General features: G+C 67.3%; 16 protein-coding genes and 1 pseudogene. 6 read left to right on the top strand and 11 right to left on the bottom strand.

The window, feature by feature from the left end:
* The first annotated feature begins 5 nt into the window (after positions 1–5).
* Together EZ304_RS19140 and EZ304_RS19135 are read left to right on the top strand one after the other, a co-directional pair.
* On the top strand, positions 6–1229 hold the full coding sequence (locus EZ304_RS19140; protein WP_142807875.1) for a sensor histidine kinase: 1224 nt from the start codon (positions 6–8) through the stop codon (positions 1227–1229).
* Entirely contained in the window at positions 1226–1828 is a 603-nt protein-coding gene (locus tag EZ304_RS19135; protein ID WP_099551494.1) for a response regulator transcription factor, read from the top strand. The genes EZ304_RS19140 and EZ304_RS19135 overlap by 4 nt, the downstream gene beginning before the upstream one ends.
* Positions 1829–2191: 363 nt before the next feature.
* On the opposite strand, the gene EZ304_RS19130 is transcribed toward EZ304_RS19135, so the two are convergent.
* The 9 genes from EZ304_RS19130 to EZ304_RS19090 all read right to left on the bottom strand — a co-directional run bounded on the left by EZ304_RS19130 (position 2192) and on the right by EZ304_RS19090 (position 10210).
* The gene (locus EZ304_RS19130; protein ID WP_099551493.1) at positions 2192–2728 is read right to left on the bottom strand and encodes a cytochrome b; all 537 of its coding nucleotides are present in this window, start codon (positions 2726–2728) and stop codon (positions 2192–2194) included.
* Positions 2725–3828 carry a catalase family peroxidase gene (locus EZ304_RS19125; protein ID WP_142807874.1) on the bottom strand — a complete coding sequence of 368 codons (1104 nt, stop codon included), beginning with the start codon at positions 3826–3828 and terminating at the stop codon, positions 2725–2727. The genes EZ304_RS19130 and EZ304_RS19125 overlap by 4 nt, the downstream gene beginning before the upstream one ends.
* Before the next feature lie 143 nt (positions 3829–3971).
* On the bottom strand, positions 3972–5339 hold the full coding sequence (locus tag EZ304_RS19120; protein ID WP_099551491.1) for a leucyl aminopeptidase family protein: 1368 nt from the start codon (positions 5337–5339) through the stop codon (positions 3972–3974).
* 3 nt (positions 5340–5342) lie between these two features.
* Positions 5343–6062, bottom strand: a complete 720-nt coding sequence (locus EZ304_RS19115; RefSeq protein WP_099551490.1) for an HAD family hydrolase — start codon at positions 6060–6062, stop codon at positions 5343–5345.
* Positions 6063–6201: 139 nt separating this feature from the next.
* Positions 6202–7311 carry an AI-2E family transporter gene (locus EZ304_RS19110; protein ID WP_099551489.1) on the bottom strand — a complete coding sequence of 370 codons (1110 nt, stop codon included), beginning with the start codon at positions 7309–7311 and terminating at the stop codon, positions 6202–6204.
* A gap of 67 nt (positions 7312–7378) precedes the next feature.
* Positions 7379–7834, bottom strand: coding sequence for a protein sip-5 (locus tag EZ304_RS19105; RefSeq protein ID WP_099551488.1), 456 nt, complete (start codon positions 7832–7834; stop codon positions 7379–7381).
* Positions 7831–8301, bottom strand: a complete 471-nt coding sequence (locus EZ304_RS19100; RefSeq protein WP_142807873.1) for a phage holin family protein — start codon at positions 8299–8301, stop codon at positions 7831–7833. Before EZ304_RS19100 ends, EZ304_RS19105 begins: the two co-directional genes overlap by 4 nt.
* 8 nt (positions 8302–8309) lie before the next feature.
* Entirely contained in the window at positions 8310–8675 is a 366-nt protein-coding gene (locus EZ304_RS19095; protein WP_099551487.1) for a hypothetical protein, read from the bottom strand.
* 101 nt (positions 8676–8776) lie between these two features.
* Complete coding sequence (locus EZ304_RS19090; RefSeq protein ID WP_099551486.1) at positions 8777–10210, bottom strand: Do family serine endopeptidase; 1434 nt, start codon at positions 10208–10210, stop codon at positions 8777–8779.
* Between the two features lie 490 nt (positions 10211–10700).
* Here EZ304_RS19090 and EZ304_RS19085 point away from each other — a divergent pair, with 490 nt between their 5' ends.
* Together EZ304_RS19085 and EZ304_RS19080 are read left to right on the top strand one after the other, a co-directional pair.
* Positions 10701–11588, top strand: coding sequence for a histone (locus EZ304_RS19085; RefSeq protein WP_142807872.1), 888 nt, complete (start codon positions 10701–10703; stop codon positions 11586–11588).
* A 108-nt stretch (positions 11589–11696) separates the two neighbouring features.
* Complete coding sequence (locus EZ304_RS19080; RefSeq protein WP_142807871.1) at positions 11697–12383, top strand: hypothetical protein; 687 nt, start codon at positions 11697–11699, stop codon at positions 12381–12383.
* 15 nt (positions 12384–12398) lie between these two features.
* Here EZ304_RS19080 and EZ304_RS19075 read toward each other — a convergent pair whose 3' ends face one another.
* A complete protein-coding gene (locus EZ304_RS19075; RefSeq protein WP_099551483.1) occupies positions 12399–12758 on the bottom strand; it encodes a DUF1428 domain-containing protein in 360 nt (119 codons plus the stop codon).
* A 91-nt stretch (positions 12759–12849) separates the two neighbouring features.
* Entirely contained in the window at positions 12850–15255 is a 2406-nt protein-coding gene (locus EZ304_RS19070; RefSeq protein WP_142807870.1) for a S9 family peptidase, read from the bottom strand.
* 210 nt (positions 15256–15465) lie between these two features.
* Here EZ304_RS19070 and EZ304_RS19065 point away from each other — a divergent pair, with 210 nt between their 5' ends.
* Together EZ304_RS19065 and EZ304_RS19060 are read left to right on the top strand one after the other, a co-directional pair.
* The gene (locus tag EZ304_RS19065; protein WP_005407747.1) at positions 15466–16038 is read left to right on the top strand and encodes an Ax21 family protein; all 573 of its coding nucleotides are present in this window, start codon (positions 15466–15468) and stop codon (positions 16036–16038) included.
* Between the two features lie 190 nt (positions 16039–16228).
* Positions 16229–16914: pseudogene (locus EZ304_RS19060) on the top strand (response regulator transcription factor).
* Positions 16915–16916: the final 2 nt, after the last annotated feature.

The raw sequence follows: 16916 nt of genomic DNA, 5'->3' as shown, positions 1-16916 counted from the left end.
CTGGCATGATCGGCAGCGATCGTCCCCGCCTGGATCCTCCCGTGCCGCCGAGCTGGCTTGCCTCCCTGCTGCGCCCTGCACCGGATTCCGCCGTGGCCGACAACCTGCGCCGCGGCAAGCCGGCGTGGGCCGATGCCATCCACCTGCTGTGGACGGTGTGGGTGTTCATGACGCCGCTGTTCGCCGGCGGCTACACGCTGCGCTGGCTGGTGTTCACCCTGGCCAGCTATCCGCTGTTCCTGCTGCTGTACGCGCGCCTGCTGTTGTCACCGCGCCACCATGCGCCACGTTACGCACTGGCGATGACCGCGCTGGCGATCGTGCTGGTGCCCTGGTACCCGTCGGGCATCAGCTACTTCATCTTCGGCTGCGTGATGCTGCGGGTCTGCGGGCGTGGCAGCTGGTGGCGCTACCTGCTGCAGCTGGCCGTGCTCAACGCGGCCTTCTATCTGGTGGCCCATCTGGCGCACTATCCGTGGCAGAGCCTGGTCTGGGTGCCGGCGGTCTCGTTCATCATCGGCATGGTGGTGAACGTGGAGGCCGTGAACAAGGAGAAGGATGCCGCGCTGCAGCTGTCGCAGGAGGAGGTGCGGCGGCTGGCGACCACCGCCGAGCGTGAGCGCATCGGCCGCGACCTGCACGACCTGTTGGGCCACACCCTGTCGCTGATCACCTTGAAGCTGGAACTGGCACGCAAGCTGCACGACCGAGGCGATGCCCGTGCGCGGCAGGAGATCGGCGAGGCCGAGGATATCGCCCGCGAAGCGCTGGCCCAGGTGCGCAGCGCGGTCACCGGTATCCGCGCCAGTGACCTGGCCGGTGAACTGGCCTCGGCACGGCTGCTGCTGGAATGCCAGCAGGTGCACCTGCAGTACGCATCTCCACCGCCGATGCCGGTGGACGTCGAACGCGGCCTGGCGCTGGTGCTGCGCGAAGCGGCCACCAACATCGTGCGCCATGCGCAGGCGACCCAGGCGCAGGTCGAGTTCATGCAGGAAGGACGAATGCTGGCGATGCAGATCCGCGACGATGGTCGTGGCGGCGTAGAGGCCGAGGGCAATGGCCTGTGTGGCATGCGTGAGCGTGTGGCGGCACTGGGTGGGCAGTTGGCGGTGCAATCGGTACGGGGCGACGGCACGGTGCTGACCGTGCGTGTGCCTTTGGCCGCGGCGACCACACCGCTGCCACCGGCTGCACCGCCGTCGCTGGCGCAGGACGGTGCCGCATGATCCGCATCCTGCTGGCCGAAGACCAGGCGATGGTGCGCGGCGCGCTGTCGGCCTTGCTGGGGCTTGAACCGGATATCGACGTGCTCGGCAGTGCTGCCGACGGCGAGGCTGCCTGGCGCATGCTGCAGCAGCTGCAGCCGGACATCCTGGTGACCGACATCGAGATGCCGGGCCTGTCCGGGCTGGAGCTGGCCCAGCGTATTGCCCGCCATGAACTGCCGATCAAGGTGGTGATCGTGACCACCTTCGCCCGCGCCGGTTTCCTGCGCCGTGCGCTGGAAGCGGGCGTGCTGGGCTACCTGTTGAAGGATGCACCGGCGGAGAACCTGGCCGATGCACTACGCAAGGTGAAGCAGGGCATCCGCGCGATCGACCCGCAGCTGGCGCTTGACGCCTGGTCGCAGGCCGATCCATTGACCGATCGCGAACGACGCGTGCTGCGGCTGGCAGGCGAGGGCCGCACCGCCAGCGAGATCGCCGAACAGCTGGGGCTGTCGCACGGCACGGTACGCAACTACCTGTCCGAGTGCATCGGCAAGCTGGGCGTGGCCAACCGGATCGAGGCGTATCGGATGGCGCGGCAGAAGGGGTGGTTGTAGGGGCGTGCGCCGACACACTGGTAGCGCCGGGCGATGCCCGGCGGATCGTTTCCGCGCCTGCGGAGAGGTGTCACTTTCTTTGCTCGTTCAAAGAAAGTGACCAAAGAAACACGCCGCCAGAGCGCGAGCCGTCGCTGCGCGCCGGTTCCCTGCGCTTCTCGGTGAATCAGGGGGACGGCGCCGGACTCGCTGCGCTCAGACATCGGCGCCTCTGCGCCCCTGATTCCCCTGCGATGCTCGGCTCGCTCAAGGCGGACCCAACGTCAAAGGCAAAAGCTGCACCCAGTAGATCCACGCCACGCGTGGATGCTCTTGTTGTTGATCTTGACCTTCCAGTTCGCCGGGAACACCCGGCGAACCCGATCAATCCTTCCCGCGCGCCATCGCCTGGAACACGCCATCGCGGCGCACCCACAAATGGAACAGCGCCGCACCCACGTGCATCAGCACCGTGGCGAACAGCACATACGCCAGCAGGCTGTGCGCATTGCGCAACGCGGCGTACAGCGCCGGGGTGTGCGGCACGATCGGCGGCAGGTGCAGGCCGCCCCACAGCACGATCGGGTAGCCGCCAGCCGACAGCATCGCCCAGCCGATCAGCGGCATCGCCAGCATCAGCGCATACAGCATCCAGTGCGAGGCCCTGGCCGCCATCGCCTGCCAGACCGGCAGGTCGGCCGGCAACGGTGGGGGGCGGTGCCGCAGGCGGTTGTACAGGCGCAGCAGCACCAGCAGCAGGATCGCGATGCCCAGTGGACGGTGCAGGTCGATCAGCATCGGCCGCAGGTGCAGCGAGGCGACCATGGTCACGCCGATGAACAGCATGGCGATGATCATCAGCGCCATGGACCAGTGCAGCACCCGCGCCAGCAGGTTGAAGTGGCCGTTGCCGGTGCTCATCGCGCGGCCTCCTTCGGTTGCTCGACATTGCCGCTGGCACGCTCGCGCTCGCGGCGGTTGAACGACTGCGAGTACACCGCCGAGCGGGCCGCCAGGATCGGATCGTCACTGCCGCGCACGCCACTGGGCAGGATCAGTGGATCGAAGTTGATCTGGCCGCAGGCACCCTGTTCCTGCGACTGCATGCGGTCCAGGCTGAGCACGCCGGCCACCACCTGGTCACGCGACGCGGGCCACGGTACCGACGGATCATCGATGGCATCGCCGGGTTCGGCGGTGGCCACGATCAGGTTCCAGCGCACCGGGCCGCTGGCCAGGCGCTGCTGCAGTTCCTGGCTGAGGAAATCGACGCTGGCCTTCTTGCGGGTTTCCGCATCCATCTCCACCACTGGCGCCTGTGGCTGCCAGCGCCAGCGCACCGCGCGCTTCTGGCCCTGCGCATTGGTGAACCAGAAGCTGTTGACGCTGTTGAAGGTGGTGTCGGCCCAACTGCTGGTCCATGGCGCCGTCTTGGCCCACTGCTGGAACGCCTGCGCACTGGGGTACTTCGCCACCACTGCCGCCATCTTCTGCGGGTCCGGCTTGCCGGTGGCTGGATCGGGAATGGAGGCGCGCGTCTGCTCGTAGAACGCCTCGGCCGTGGGCACCGCGAAGAACGGGAAGCTGTTCATCGCCATGCGCCATTCCTGGCCATCATCACTGACCATCTGCACCGCGAGGCTGCGGACGCGTGCGGTGTTGTCGGCGCCGTAGGGATCGCCGCCGCCGATCGACAACCGGCCCATTACCGGCACGCGGTGCTGCGAGAACACCCGTGCACTGGACAGGGTGGGGGCCTGCGCACTGGGTTCGAACCAACCGCTTACGCAGATGCCCTTGCTGTGCGCACGGCGGAACCCCGGGTGGGCCGGGCCGGTGGCTTCGATGGTGTCGGTGAAGCGCTGCGCGGTCAGGCGGCCGCCAATCCAGCCCGCCAGCCAGGCGAAGGCCAGCGCGACCGCACCCAGGATAAGTGCGATCAGTGCGATCCAGAGCAGGGGTGAATGCTTGTGTGGTGCGCCCGGCGTCTGGCCGGCGCGGGTGTAGCGGAAGAGCGACATGGTCGGAGTCCTGCCTTCACGGAGCGTGTGGGTGGTCGACCCACACATCCTCGCAGAACCCGGCCGCGGCCGAAATTCAATTTTTCGTCAGATTTTCCGGCCCCATCGGGGCGGGCAGCGCCGGGCAGGGCCCGGCGCCTCCCTCAGGCGTAACGCGCCTTCAGCATCGCCCATGCCGAGCGCAGCGCCAGCGCTTCGCCACCGGCCGGACGGCCCGGGCGTTCACCGTCGTTCCAGGCATACACGTCCAAGTGCGCCCAGCGCTGGCCGTCTTCCAGGAAGCGTTCCAGGTACAGCGCGGCGGTGACCGAGCCGGCCATGCGCGAACCGGCGTTGGCCAGGTCGGCGATGCCGCTGCTCAGGTAGCGCAGGTAGGGGCGCCACAGCGGCATGCGCCAGACCGGGTCGCGGGTTGCATCACCGGCCTGCAGCCACTGCTGGGCGACCGTGTCGTCGTTGCTGAAGAGTGCCGGCAGGTCCGGGCCCAGTGCGATGCGCGCGGCACCGGTGAGGGTGGCGAAGTCCAGCACCAGGTCTGGCTTCTGCTCGCCGGCGAAGGTGAGCGCGTCGCACAGGATCACGCGACCCTCGGCGTCGGTGTTGTCGATCTCCACGCTCAGGCCCTTGCGGGTGGCGATGACCTCGCCCGGGCGGAACGCATCCGGACCGATCGCGTTTTCCACCGCCGGCACCAGCAGGGTCAGGCGCACCGGCAGCCCGCGTGCCATCACCAGGCCGGCCAGGGCCAGTGCGTGTGCCGCACCGCCCATGTCCTTCTTCATGTTGCGCATGCCGTCGGCCGGCTTGATGTCCAGGCCGCCGGTATCGAAGCACACGCCCTTGCCGACCAGCACCAGCGCCGGGTCGGTTTCCTTGCCCCAGCGCAGCACGACCAGGCGCGGCGCACGGTGCGAAGCGCGACCCACGGCGTGGATGGCCGGGAAGTTCTGCTTCAGCAGTTCATCGCCGGTGATCGCTTCGACCTGCGCACCATGTGCTTCGGCCAGTGCGCGCGCGGCGTCTTCCAGCTGCTGCGGACCCATGTCTTCGGTCGGGGTGTTGACCCAATCACGCACGCGCAGGCTGGCGGCGATCAGGTCGGCCACTTCGCCGGACGGTCCTGCCACCAGCTGCGCCGGTGCGCGGTTGCGCTTGCGGTAGCGGTCGAAGCGGTAGCTGCCCAGGCCCCAGCCCAGCTGCAGCAGCGCCAGTTCGGCGGCTGGCAGTTCGTTGGCCAGCTGCCACACGCTGCCTTCCGGCAGCGCGTGCGGCGCATGCGCATAGCTGTAGGCATCGCCACGATCACCCACGCCCATCACCGCACCGGCCAGGCCATCGGCGCCGGGCAGCAGCGCTACGCTGTGTGCGCCGGCGTTGAAGCCCTGCGATGCCAGCCACGCCTGCGTGGCAGCCGGCTGGCTGTCCTTCCAGGCGGCGAACTGCTCGCGGTCCAGCACGTACAACGGCAGCGCCGCGGCGGTGTCGGCGGTGAAACCAGTGATCTCGCTCATGCGTCAGATACTCCGGGGTGCGGCGGCGTCGAGGTTGGCGTCCAACCAGTCGGCCAGGCCGGTAAGGGTGTCGAACTGCAGGTCCGGCTGCAGCTGCGGATGGGTCCAGGTGGCTGCGTCGCGGTTGATCCAGCAGCCGCGCAGGCCAGCAGCGATCGCCCCGGCCACGTCCATGTCGGCATGGTCGCCGACGTGCAGTACCTGTGCCGGTGCCACGCCCAGGCGGGTGCACGCGGCATGGAAGATGCTGGCTTCGGGCTTGGCCGCGCCGTGTTCGCGCGAACCCAGCTGGAAGGCGAAATGATGGGCCAGGCCGATCCGCTCCAGGTCGGCGTTGCCGTTGCTCAGCGCCGCCACCGGTACCCGTGCGGCAATGCGCGCCAGCGCATCGATCGCATCGGGATAGCACTCCACCTGGTTGCGCGCGGCGTAGAACACTTCATACGCCGGTTCCAGCAGGTCGAGGCTGGCACCACTGTTGTGCAGTGCTTCGTGCAGGGTCAGCCGGCGCAGCGCGCTCAGGTCGTGGTGGAGGTGCGGATGGGCGTGGTACAGCCGTTCGCGCAGTTCGCGCATCGCCTCCACCGGATACATCGCGGCGGTAGCGGGGCTGTGTTCGCACATCCACGCGTGCAGGACCTGTTCGATGCGGGCGCCGATCGGAGCGAACGGCCACAGCGTGTCGTCAAGGTCGAGGGTGATGGCTTGGACGGGGAAATTCACCCCGCCATTCTACCCCTGCCCGCGCGGGCTTTCATGCGGCGCGGCGGGCGGGGCAGCCAGGGCCGGGTCAGCGCAGGTCGTCTGCCAGTTATGCCCTTGCTCCTGCTCCTGTGGCCGCATTACTTGTCTTCAGGCTGGCTCATTCCAGCAGCCGTGCCCAGCCCTGCATGCCGTCCAGCCGCGCCAGCACCAGCTTGATGCAGACCAGCAGGGGTACTGCCAGCAGCAGGCCGATCATGCCCCAGGCCCAGCCGAACACCATCAGTGCCAGGATCAGCACCAGCGGCGACAGCTTCATGCGCCGGCCCAGCACGATCGGGGTCACCATCTGTCCTTCCAGGGTATGCAGGGCAAGATAGGCGGCGGCTGGCAGCAGCGCCTGCAGCGGGTCGCGGAATTCAACGAAGCCCATCAGCAGCATCAGTGCCACGCCGATCAGCGGGCCGACATACGGGGCGAAATTCAGCAACGCCGCTACCGTGCCCCACAGCAGTGCCTCCTGCAGGCCGATGCCGAACAGCATCAGCACGCCAGCGAACACCAACCCGACCAGCGTATTGATCACGCTGATGGTCAGCACATAGCGCGAGACCTCGCGCTCGATCGAACGCAGGATGTCACTGGTGAAGCGCTGCTGCTGGCGGTTGGGGAACAGGGCGATGGCCGCGCGCTGCAGGCTCTGCCCATAGATCATGAAGAACAGCGTGAGCAGCACCACCGCCAGCACCGAGGCAGCCAGCCGCGGCGCGCGGGTCAGCATGCGATACGGATCGTCCAGCTGGGTGCGGATCACCTGCACCTTGTGGTTGCTGTCACCACCGGCCACGCGGGCGAAGTTTTCAGCCGCCTGGTTCGCCTGCTGCACCGGCTTGGTCAGGTCCTGCACCTGGCGGGCCACCTTGCGCAGCTGTTGCGGGGCTTCCTGTGCCCATTCCATCGCTGGGCCGATCAGCTGCACGGCCAGCGAACCGGTCACACCCAGGCCGGCGCCGAGGATCAGCAGCGCACCCAGTGCACGCGGAATCCACAGTTTCTGCAGCAGGCGCAGGATCGGATTGCCGACCAGCGCGAAGAACATCGCCAGCAGCACCGGCAGGATGATGTCCTGCGCCGCCCATAGCGTGTAGCCCACTGCCAGGGTCGCCAGCACCACCAGCGACATCGGTCCGCGCGGGCGCGACGGCGGGGGCAGCGGTGCTTCGGGTTGCCCGGGGTCGGCCGGTGACGGGGACAGGAGGGACTCGCTCATCGACGCATCAACCGGAAAGGGGAGCGCATTATCCGCCGGCCGCGATCGGCGCGGCGGATTACATGCATCAACGTTCGGACAGCTCGGTGGCCGCTTCGGCCGGCCGCGGTTCGCGCAGTTCCGGTTCGGACACGGGGCGCGCTGCCGGCGCAGCTCGCTCGGCGGTCGCCGACGTTGCCGCCTGTGCCTGTTCGCTGGCCTCGTCAGCTTCCTCGGCCGCATCGTCGGCAGTGGCCGCGGCCTGCGCCGCCATCGCCGTGGCGAACGCGGCCTGTGCACTGGCGAACAGGTTCGAGACCGAACCGACCATCTGCAGCCAGCGGGCACCGTTGACCTTGCCCGGCACTTCCAGCTTGCCGGCGATGAAGCCACCGGCCAGGCCGACCACCACGATGCGCAGCGGCGACCAACCCTGTCGCCAGACCTGGCTGAGCGTGGACCAGTGGTCCTGGGTCTCGCCCAGGCGCACGGTCACCACCTGTTCGCAGCGCTTTACCCGCCGCTGCAACGCGCCGAACTTCATGGCTTGCCCTCGGGCAGCTGCACGCCGGCATCGGGGTCGTCTTCGCTGGGTTCGTCAAACAGGCCCAGGCGAGACAGCTGGCGCCGGGTGGCGTGCATGCCGGTGTGGTGGAAGAAGTAGGACACCCGCCAGATCGCATAGCCGGTGACGGCCAGGCTCAGCAGGGGGGTGATCAGCAGGGCCTGCAGCCAACTCAGGCCCCAGCTCTGCAGCAGCGCGATGAGGGTGGCGGCCATCAACAGCCACGCCGAGGCACCAAATACGATCGCCACGCCGGCCCAGGCCAGCGCACGACCGAACGCACTGCGTGCCAGCGCGAAATCGGCCGAGGCCAGCCGGCGCAGTGAACGCACCGTGTGCTTGGCCGAATCGGCAGCGGCACGACCGGCCGCGCCGACCTGGCGGATGCTCTCATCCAGCGGCGGGGTGGCCGCCGGATCAGGCGCTTGCGTGTTGTCTTCGCTCACGCTGCGGCTTACTTGTCGCTGCTGCCGCGGGCCAGCTTGGCGATGATCCAGCCGGCAGCGAAGGCGACGCCGAACGAAGCCAGCGGACGCTCACGGATCAACTCGGCGGCGCTGTCGATCAGATCCTTGCCCTTGTCCATCAACGCGTCGACCTGCTCCTTGGCGGCGGCACCACCAAATTCGGCAGCGGCCAGGCCGGACAGCGCGCTGTCGGACAGTTCCGCCTTGACGTTGGCCTTGCCGATGCGCAGTTCGTCGCTGGCTGCACCGGTTGCGCCCTTGATCGCACCGCCGGCAGCGCTGGCGGCCTGCTTCAGGTGGGAACCGGCTTCACCCAGGTGTTCCTTCAGGTTCTCGGTATTGGTGGGGCTCATCGAATCACTCCTGTTGCGATGGGGGAACGGGTGTCGGCGGTGCCGACCTGGACTGACAGCAATAGCATTGCCGGGGTATAGGGGGTGTTACGGCAGGGCGATCAGCGCATCACGAGCTGGCCCTGCTGCTGGCCATTGTTGCGCAGCACGCGTACCACCAGGGTCGGCGGGCGCTGCTGGAAATTGGCACGCCAGCTGGCCAGGTCGGCGAATTCACCCACGGTGGCGTCGGTGATGATGTCGCCCTGCTGCAGGCCGTTGGTGGCCGCGCGGCTGCCACGCTTGACCTCGCTGACCAGCACGCCGCCGACACCCGACTGCCGCAGCGACTCGGGCAGGTCGACGAAGGTGGCACCGGTCAGCCGTGGGTCCAGGCTCTCGCCGGTGACCGCACGCGCCTGTTCCTTCAGCGTGGCCTTGATCTGCACGGGCTTGCCTTCGCGGCGTACGTCCAGCGTCATCGGGCTGCCGACCGCGGCCAGGCCTTCGACGTTGTGCAGGGCTTCGGCGCTGTCCACGCGTTGGCCGTTGGCCGAGACCACCACGTCGCCCGGCTTCAGCCCGGCTGCGGCAGCGGCCGAACCGGCCAGTACGCGGGTGATCAGCGCACCACGCGTTTCGCCCAGGCCCAGCCCCTGCGCGATCTGCGCGGTCAGGTTCTGGCTCTCCACGCCCAGCGTGCCGCGCACCACCACGCCGTGCTTGACCAGCTGGTCGACCACGCTGCGCGCCAGGTTCGAGGGAATCGCCAGGCCCAGGCCGATGTTGCCGGCCATGCTGCCCTGCGGGTTGAAGCTGGCCGTGTTGATGCCGACCAGCTGGCCCTGCAGGTCGACCAGCGCGCCACCCGAGTTGCCCGGGTTGATCGACGCGTCGGTCTGGATGAAGTTCTGGTAGCCCAGCCCGCGGATGCCGCTGCGGCCCACCGCCGAGACGATGCCGGACGTGACCGTCTGGCTGAAGCCGAACGGATTGCCGATGGCCACCACGAAGTCGCCCACCCGCAGCTGGTCGCTGTTGCCGAGCTTGATGTCGGTCAGGTTCTGCGCCGGAATGCGGATCAGCGCGATGTCGGTATCGCGGTCCGAACCGAGGAATTCGGCCTTGACCGTGCGCCCGTCGGCCAGCGTCACCTGCACGTCGTCGGCGTTGTCGATGACATGGTGGTTGGTCAGCACCAGGCCCTCCTTGGCGTCGATGATGACGCCCGAGCCCAGCGATTCGTTGATGCGCTCCTGCGGGATGTCCGGGAACAGGCGCCGGAAGAACGGGTCGTTGAAGAAGGGGTTGCGCACGCGCACCACCTGCTTGGTATTGACGCTGACCACGGCCGGCATCGCCTTCTCCAGCATGGGCGCCAGTGACGGAACCTGCTGCCCGGCCACTGCGGCTGGCAGTGCCGCCATGGTCGGCACTACCGCTGGAAGCGGCGCGGCATCGGCACGGTTGTCCAGGTGGGCGTTGATGCCGGTGGCAACGAAACCACCGAAGGCGGCGGCGATTGCGAGCGTGAGCAGGGTAGGTAGCGGTCGCATGGGGGTCGGTTCGCAGGCGGGAATGGGGGCGGTTCGGCTCTACGGTAAAACAAGCTGAATGAGTGTGTCGCGATCTGGATAAATGCGCCATGAAAAACACTTGCGCGAACGGTGGGTCCGGAGCCGGGCACCGGATCCGCGGTGACACCCAGCGAGGTGATCAGGACACCTCTGAAAGCCACCCTTCGCCGCGCGGACACAGTCGGATACTTGCGCAGTTCCGCGCAGGGAGGTGCCGCACTGCGCCACAACGCATGCCTGTCGCTGCACGTGCGCAGGCATGCGCGGCGGCGTCGATCAACCCGGTGGTTGGCGTGGCACAGTCCTTAAAAAAAGGGGTTTCCTGAAAACCCGCCGCACCGACGGGGGTGGTCGACTACACCATCGTCGTCGCAGCAGATGCGATTGCTGGCGCATGCCCCGTTCCACGATCGTCAATGTCGGTATAGCATCGCCCCGTTTTGATACTTAAGGCCCGCAGGAGGGCAACATGAGCAACGGTAATGGTGTGTCGGTCGTGACCGACGCCGTCGAGAACGTCAAAGAAACCGCCACCAACGTTGGCGAGACCATCGCCCACGCTGCCGAAGACGCAGTGAAGTCGGTCAAGAAGACCGTCAAGCGCGCCACCAAGGCTGCCGGTACCCGCGTTGCCAAGGCCAAGAAGGCCGTGGCCAAGGTCGAGAAGACCGTGGCCAAGAAGGCTGAAAAGGCTGCCAAGTCGGTCGGCAAGACCGTTGCCAAGGCCAAGAAGAAGCTGGAAGCCGCCAAGAAGAACGCCAAGGCCGAAGCCGCTGCCCTGAAGAAGGAAGTGGCCAAGAAGAAGGCAGCTGCAGGCAAGGCTGTGACCAAGAAGGCCGCCGCTGCCAAGAAGGCCACCAAGGCCGCCACCAAGGCTGCCGGCAAGAAGGTCGCCACCGTGAAGAAGGCCGCTACCAAGAAGGCCGCCGTCGCGAAGAAGACCGTTGCCAAGAAGACCGCGGCCGCCAAGAAGGTTGTCGGCAAGAAGGTCGCCACCGCCAAGAAGGCTGTGGCCAAGAAGACCGTCGCTGCCAAGAAGGTCGCCGGCAAGAAGGCTGTGGCTGCGAAGAAGGTTGTCGGCAAGAAGGTTGCCGCCACCAAGAAGGTCGCCACCAAGAAGACCGCCGCCGCCAAGAAGGTTGTCGGCAAGAAGGCTGCTGTGGCCAAGAAGGCCGTTGCCAAGAAGACCACTGCTGCCAAGAAGGTTGTCGGCAAGAAGGTCGCCGCGACCAGGAAGGTCGTCGCCAAGAAGGCTGCACCGCTGAAGAAGGTTGCCGCCAAGAAGGCGCCGGCCAAGAAGGCTGCCGCGAAGAAGGCACCGGCCAAGGCCGTGCGCAAGGTCGCCAAGCGCAAGTAATCGCGCCCTGACCGAAGGCCCTGCCACCCATCGGGTGGTGGGGCCTTTCGCGTTTCCGGGACAGGGTCTGGGGCAAGATGCAGATTCTTCCCACCGGAGCCTCCAGGCATGCGTGGTATCGACTTCAGTTCCTGGCAGGGCGTGCTGTCCACCTTGGCCGGCCTGGTCCTGATCACCCTGCTGGGCGTGGGCATCCGCCTGCTTGTCATGCAGACCCTGCAGCAGCGCCGCGAGCGCGAGAACCGGCAGATCAACGAACGGCTGCGCACGCTGATGGCGGCCTACAAGACCCTGGGCGGTTCGTTCACCGGCGAACTGGGGGTGGATCCCAGCCATCGGCGCGACCTGCGCCAGCGCGAAGGGGCCGACGGCATCGCCGAGCCGCGTTCGGACCGCGCGCGCCGCATCCGCGATGCCGTCGAGGCCGCGCTGTCGGACATCCTGCTGCTGGGCACCGACGAACAGGTGCGGCTGGCCACGCGTGCCGCCAACGAGCTGGCACAGGGGCGGCCGGTGCATACCCACGAACTGGTGGTCTCGCTGCGCGACTTCGTGCGCGAGGCGCTGGATCTTGCGCCAATCCCGACGGATCTGCAGATCCCCCCGCAAGGGCCGACCCGGCCTGGTGCCAGCGGTGGCAGCAAGGGCCGCAGCGACGGTGACGCCAAGGGCGGTCGTGCGGGTGGTGGTGGAGGTGGCGGAATGGGCGCCGGGATGGGGGGCATGGGCCTCGGCGCCGGCGCCGCTCTGGGCGCCGGCCATGTTGCTGCCAGCGATGAAACGGACGCGCGCTGAGCACGTCCGCCCGGTTCAGCGCGTCAGTTCGTAGATCGGCACGAAGCCGCCGTAGATCATCCGCGCGCCGTCGAACGGCATCGGATTCTTCGTTGGATCAAACCGCGGGTCTTCCATCATCTTCGCCATGCCGGCGTCGCGGGTCGGCTTGTCCGGCCATTCGATCCAGGAGAACACAACCGTCTCATCCGGCGTGGCTTTCACCGCACCGAAGAAATCGGTGGTCTTGCCGTGCGGTACGTCATCGCCCCAGCACTCGACCACGCGAAGCGCGCCGTACTCGATGAAAACGGGATCACCCGTGCGTGCGTGGGCGAGGAACTTCTCCTTGTTGGCGGTGGGCACCGCCAGGACGAAACCATCGATGTAGCTCATTGCCTGCCTCCGGTTGGACCGCGCCACATGCACGGCCTTCAAGTACCCGACGAACCAGGGCGCCGTGGATCGACAGCCTGTGTGCGCCTGTTCAGCCCGGGCCACCGGGCAGCGGCGCCAGCACTGTATCCGGTGGCTGCTGGCCGGCCAGGTGGCGCACGAAGTAGTCCCACATGCGGTGCGTGTAGGTAGCGTCGTTGCGGAACAGTTCGTGGTCCTGCCGGGCCAGGTACAGCAGGTCGTAGCTGCGCTGGGCCTTGTTCAGGGCGGCGGCCAGCTGCAGGGTCAGCGCCGGTGGCGCGTTCTCGTCCAGTTCGCCATAGACCAGCAGCAGATGCCCGCGCAGGTTGCCGGCCAGTGCCGCATTGTCGAGCCCGGCAAAGGGCGCCGGCACGCCATCGGCCATGGCCGTAGCTGGCAGCACGCCACCGAACAGCCGGTCCATGCCGTGCAAGGCGCCGCCGTACATGCCCTGGAAATTGTGGCTGCCGGCCGAGGCCACGCCCACTTTGTAGAACGCCGGATAGCGCAGCAGGGCACGTGCTGCACTATAGCCGCCGAACGAATGCCCATAGATGCCGACCCGTTGCAGGTCGATGCCCGGGTAGCGTTCGCCCAGTTGGCGCAGTGCAGCCACATGGTCATCCAGCTGCTCATCGGCGCCCTGCAGGAAGCTGCTGTCATGGAACGCCTTGTCGCGGCCGCCGGTGCCACGCGCATCGATGCTGACCACCATGAAGCCGAGTTCGGCGAGGCTGGCACGTGCCACCGGGTTCAAGGCAGACACGGCCTCGGCGTAGGTCACCGGCGCATTGCTGATGAAGGAACCACCGTACATCGCGTCGATCACCGGGAAGTTGCCGTCATCGCGATAGCCACGGGGCAGGTAGACGGTGGCGAAGATCGGTGTGCGCCCATCGGCGGCCAGCAGGCGCTCGCGCCGTGGTGCGCGCCAGCCGGCAGCAACGATCGTGCTGTCATCGGCTGTTTCCAGCACCATCACTTCACGGCCGTCATCGCTGGCCCGCAGCACGGTGCGTGGTGGCTGGTCGAGACGGGAGACGGTATCCACCAGATAGCCACCGCCAGGCGACAGCGCCTGTGGGGGGCGCCCGCCGAACAGCGCGCCGGTACCGGCATCGGCCATGTGATCGTTGCCATCGGCGGCCAGGCGCTGGATCGGACCGCCCTGCAGCGATACCCGGTACAGGCCGCGCAGGTAGGGGTCGCCACCGTGGACGCCGCCGGCGCTGAAGTACGCCCAGCCACCCGCAGCATCCACACCCAGCAGGTCACGCACCACCCATTTGCCGCGGGTGAGCTGGCGCAGCACCTTGCCATCGGACAGGCGCACCCGGTACAGATGGCCCCAGCCATCGCGCTGCGAGAACCACACCGCGGTGTCCCGCCCGGGCAGGATGGCCACCGCGGGCCGGTTGTAGGAATACACGTTGAGCTGCAGGCGAGTGTCGCTGGCTTCTTCCAGAACGGTGCGCAATGCACCGCTGTTTGCATCGATCTCCACCAGGCGCAGCTTGCGCGGTGTGTCGAAGTGCGCGATCACGGCATATAACCGATCACCGTCCCAACCCAGGATGCCGGCCTCGCTGAGCGTGTTCCAGCCCTCGGGCAGCGCGATGTCATGCTGCCTGCCGCTGAGGATATCGATCACATACAGGCTGTCGCGCACCTGCTGCGCATCGCCCAGCACGCCCAGCTTCACGGTATGCACGCGAGGGCGCGCATCGCTGGCCGGCGTGCTTTCAAGATAGGGGTAGTCCAGCAGTGCACGTTCGTCATAGCGGATACCGGCCACGTAGCGGCCATCCGGTGACCAGCCGACCGCGAACGGTCGTACCGGCAACCGGCCCTGACGGCGCGGAATACCCCGCAGGGCAAAGTCGGGCAGTACGCCATAGCCATGGCTGGATTCTCCACCGGTGGTCAGCGCACGTGCTGGCGTTGCGGGCGACTGCAGCCACAGGTTGTTGTCGCGGACCTGCAGCCACGCATCGCCAGCAGGCGAAGGCAATGCGTTGGCCGGTGGCTGCGGATCCTGCGAGCGCGTGCATTCCCAGCGCGGCCATCGGCAGTCGACGGGCAGCTCTCCACTGAGCCGGAGGCGCAGGCCACTGTCCGCCAGCTGCACGCTGGCCAGGCGCAGGCGCGGTCCGCTGGCACCGAGGGGCGCAACCGCGGCGTCCAGTGCGGCAGGCTCGAACAGGATCTGACGGCTGGCCTTTGCCGGATCGACCAGTACCACTTGGCGCCGGCCCTGCACGTCTTCGCGTTCGTACCAGAAGCGTCCATCGGCCAGCCAGTGGGGCAGGACCGAAGCATTGCGCAGCGCACCGCGCAGATGACTGTCATGCACGCGTTCGGCGCGCTGGTAGTCAGCCGCCTGCTGCGCGTGCGCAGCGTGGATCGGAAACAGGAGGGCAGCGCAGGCCAGGAGTGCGGCGCGGACAGGCATCAGCAGCGGATCGGAAACGTGCAAGGCAACCTCCTGTTGCAATCGACGACGACTCACAAATGCACGCGCGCGGCGCGCGTATGCCAGAAAGAGCCTGAATCAAGCCCAAAAATTCAGCAATGCGAAGACGGCTGTTTTCAGGGAGCGTTGTGGCGGATAACGGAGAATTTACATTTCCGATGCGATGGCGCCCTGGCGCTGCTGCAGACCATAAGAAAGTAAAGGTGTACCCCCATGAAGAATTCGCTGATTGCTCTGGCTCTGGCCGCTGCCCTGCCGTTCACCGCTTCGGCTGCTGAGAACCTGTCGTACAACTACGCTGAAGCCGATTACGCCAAGACCGACGTCGATGGCATCAAGGCTGACGGCTGGGGCGTGAAGGGTTCCTACGGCTTCCTGCCGAACTTCCACGCGTTCGGTGAATACAGCCGTCAGGAAGTCGACCACACCAACATCAAGGTTGACCAGTGGAAGGTCGGTGCCGGCTACAACGTCGAAATCGCTCCGTCGACCGACTTCGTTGCCCGCGTTGCCTACCAGAAGTTCGATCGCAAGCACGGCCTGGACTTCAACGGCTACAGCGCTGAAGCCGGTATCCGCACCGCCTTCGGTGCCCACGCCGAGGTCTACGGCATGGTCGGCTACGAAGACTACGCCAAGAAGCACGGCGTCGACATCGACGGCCAGTGGTACGGCCGCCTGGGTGGTCAGGTCAAGCTGAACCAGAACTGGGGCCTGAACGGCGAGCTGAAGATGAACCGCCACGGCGACAAGGAATACACCGTCGGCCCGCGCTTCAGCTGGTAATTGCTTCCTCGGCGCGCCTGCGCGCTGAAGTTGCCTCGACAGGCCCGGCCCACGCCGGGCCTGTTGCGTTGTAGCGACCCGAAACCGCAGCTGAGCGTGGTCGGGTCGTCTTGCTGCGTTGCAATAAATTGGATTCCGCTGTCCCCGGGGCCGGCCTACGGTGGGTACTTCGTACCGCCGGATCCGCACGATGCCGCCTGTCGTTCCCGCTCTGCCCCCCGCTCAGCCCCGCTGCCTGGCCATGCTGGCGCCGCATCCCGTGCTGCGTCTGGGGGTGGAGGTGGTGCTGCGCCAGCATGGCGGCATGCAGGTGTGCGGAAGCTTCGCCGACGAAGCCGAGCTGCTTGCGTTGCTGGATCGTCAGCCGGGCTGCATCGACCTGTTGCTGATCGATGTGCTGGCGCCCTGGCGCCCTGGGGCCCCGGGCAGGGCCTGGCCCTGCTGCGGCGGTTGTCGCAGCGCTGGCCGCTGTTGCCAGTGCTGGTGCTGTCTGCCCACTGCAACGCCAGCACGGTGACCATGGCCATGCAGGCCGGTGCGCGCGGATTCCTGTCCAAGTGCGCCACGCCGGAAATGCTGCTGCGTGCGGTCGATGTGCTGGCGCGTGGTGGCCGCTTCGTCCCTCCGGAAGTGCGCACGCAGTTGAGCCGATCGCGGCTTCGGCGCCCCTCCGCGCCCGTGCTCACGCCCTTGAGCCGACGCGAACGCGAGGTACTGCGGCTGGTTCTGCAGGGCTGCACCACCGGCGAGGTCGCACGGCGCTTCGGACGCACGGCCAGTACGGTCAGCACGCAGAAGCGCACGGCCTACGAAAAACTGGGCATCCAAAGTGACAGTGAACTGTTCCGCATCCGGCATCTGCTCGAATGCGGATGAGC

Source organism: Stenotrophomonas maltophilia, from assembly GCF_006974125.1.
Lineage (GTDB): Bacteria > Pseudomonadota > Gammaproteobacteria > Xanthomonadales > Xanthomonadaceae > Stenotrophomonas > Stenotrophomonas maltophilia_O.
The sequence above is the reverse complement of the archived record's forward strand: the minus strand, read 5'-3'. Positions and strand labels throughout refer to the sequence as shown.

Coding starts and splice junctions, on each gene's coding strand:
- EZ304_RS19140 (WP_142807875.1), top strand. CDS start 6: ATGATCGGCAGCGATCGTCCCCGCCTGGATCCTCCCGTGCCGCCGAGC.
- EZ304_RS19135 (WP_099551494.1), top strand. CDS start 1,226: ATGATCCGCATCCTGCTGGCCGAAGACCAGGCGATGGTGCGCGGCGCG.
- EZ304_RS19130 (WP_099551493.1), bottom strand. CDS start 2,728: ATGAGCACCGGCAACGGCCACTTCAACCTGCTGGCGCGGGTGCTGCAC.
- EZ304_RS19125 (WP_142807874.1), bottom strand. CDS start 3,828: ATGTCGCTCTTCCGCTACACCCGCGCCGGCCAGACGCCGGGCGCACCA.
- EZ304_RS19120 (WP_099551491.1), bottom strand. CDS start 5,339: ATGAGCGAGATCACTGGTTTCACCGCCGACACCGCCGCGGCGCTGCCG.
- EZ304_RS19110 (WP_099551489.1), bottom strand. CDS start 7,311: ATGAGCGAGTCCCTCCTGTCCCCGTCACCGGCCGACCCCGGGCAACCC.
- EZ304_RS19105 (WP_099551488.1), bottom strand. CDS start 7,834: ATGAAGTTCGGCGCGTTGCAGCGGCGGGTAAAGCGCTGCGAACAGGTG.
- EZ304_RS19095 (WP_099551487.1), bottom strand. CDS start 8,675: ATGAGCCCCACCAATACCGAGAACCTGAAGGAACACCTGGGTGAAGCC.
- EZ304_RS19090 (WP_099551486.1), bottom strand. CDS start 10,210: ATGCGACCGCTACCTACCCTGCTCACGCTCGCAATCGCCGCCGCCTTC.
- EZ304_RS19085 (WP_142807872.1), top strand. CDS start 10,701: ATGAGCAACGGTAATGGTGTGTCGGTCGTGACCGACGCCGTCGAGAAC.
- EZ304_RS19080 (WP_142807871.1), top strand. CDS start 11,697: ATGCGTGGTATCGACTTCAGTTCCTGGCAGGGCGTGCTGTCCACCTTG.
- EZ304_RS19075 (WP_099551483.1), bottom strand. CDS start 12,758: ATGAGCTACATCGATGGTTTCGTCCTGGCGGTGCCCACCGCCAACAAG.
- EZ304_RS19065 (WP_005407747.1), top strand. CDS start 15,466: ATGAAGAATTCGCTGATTGCTCTGGCTCTGGCCGCTGCCCTGCCGTTC.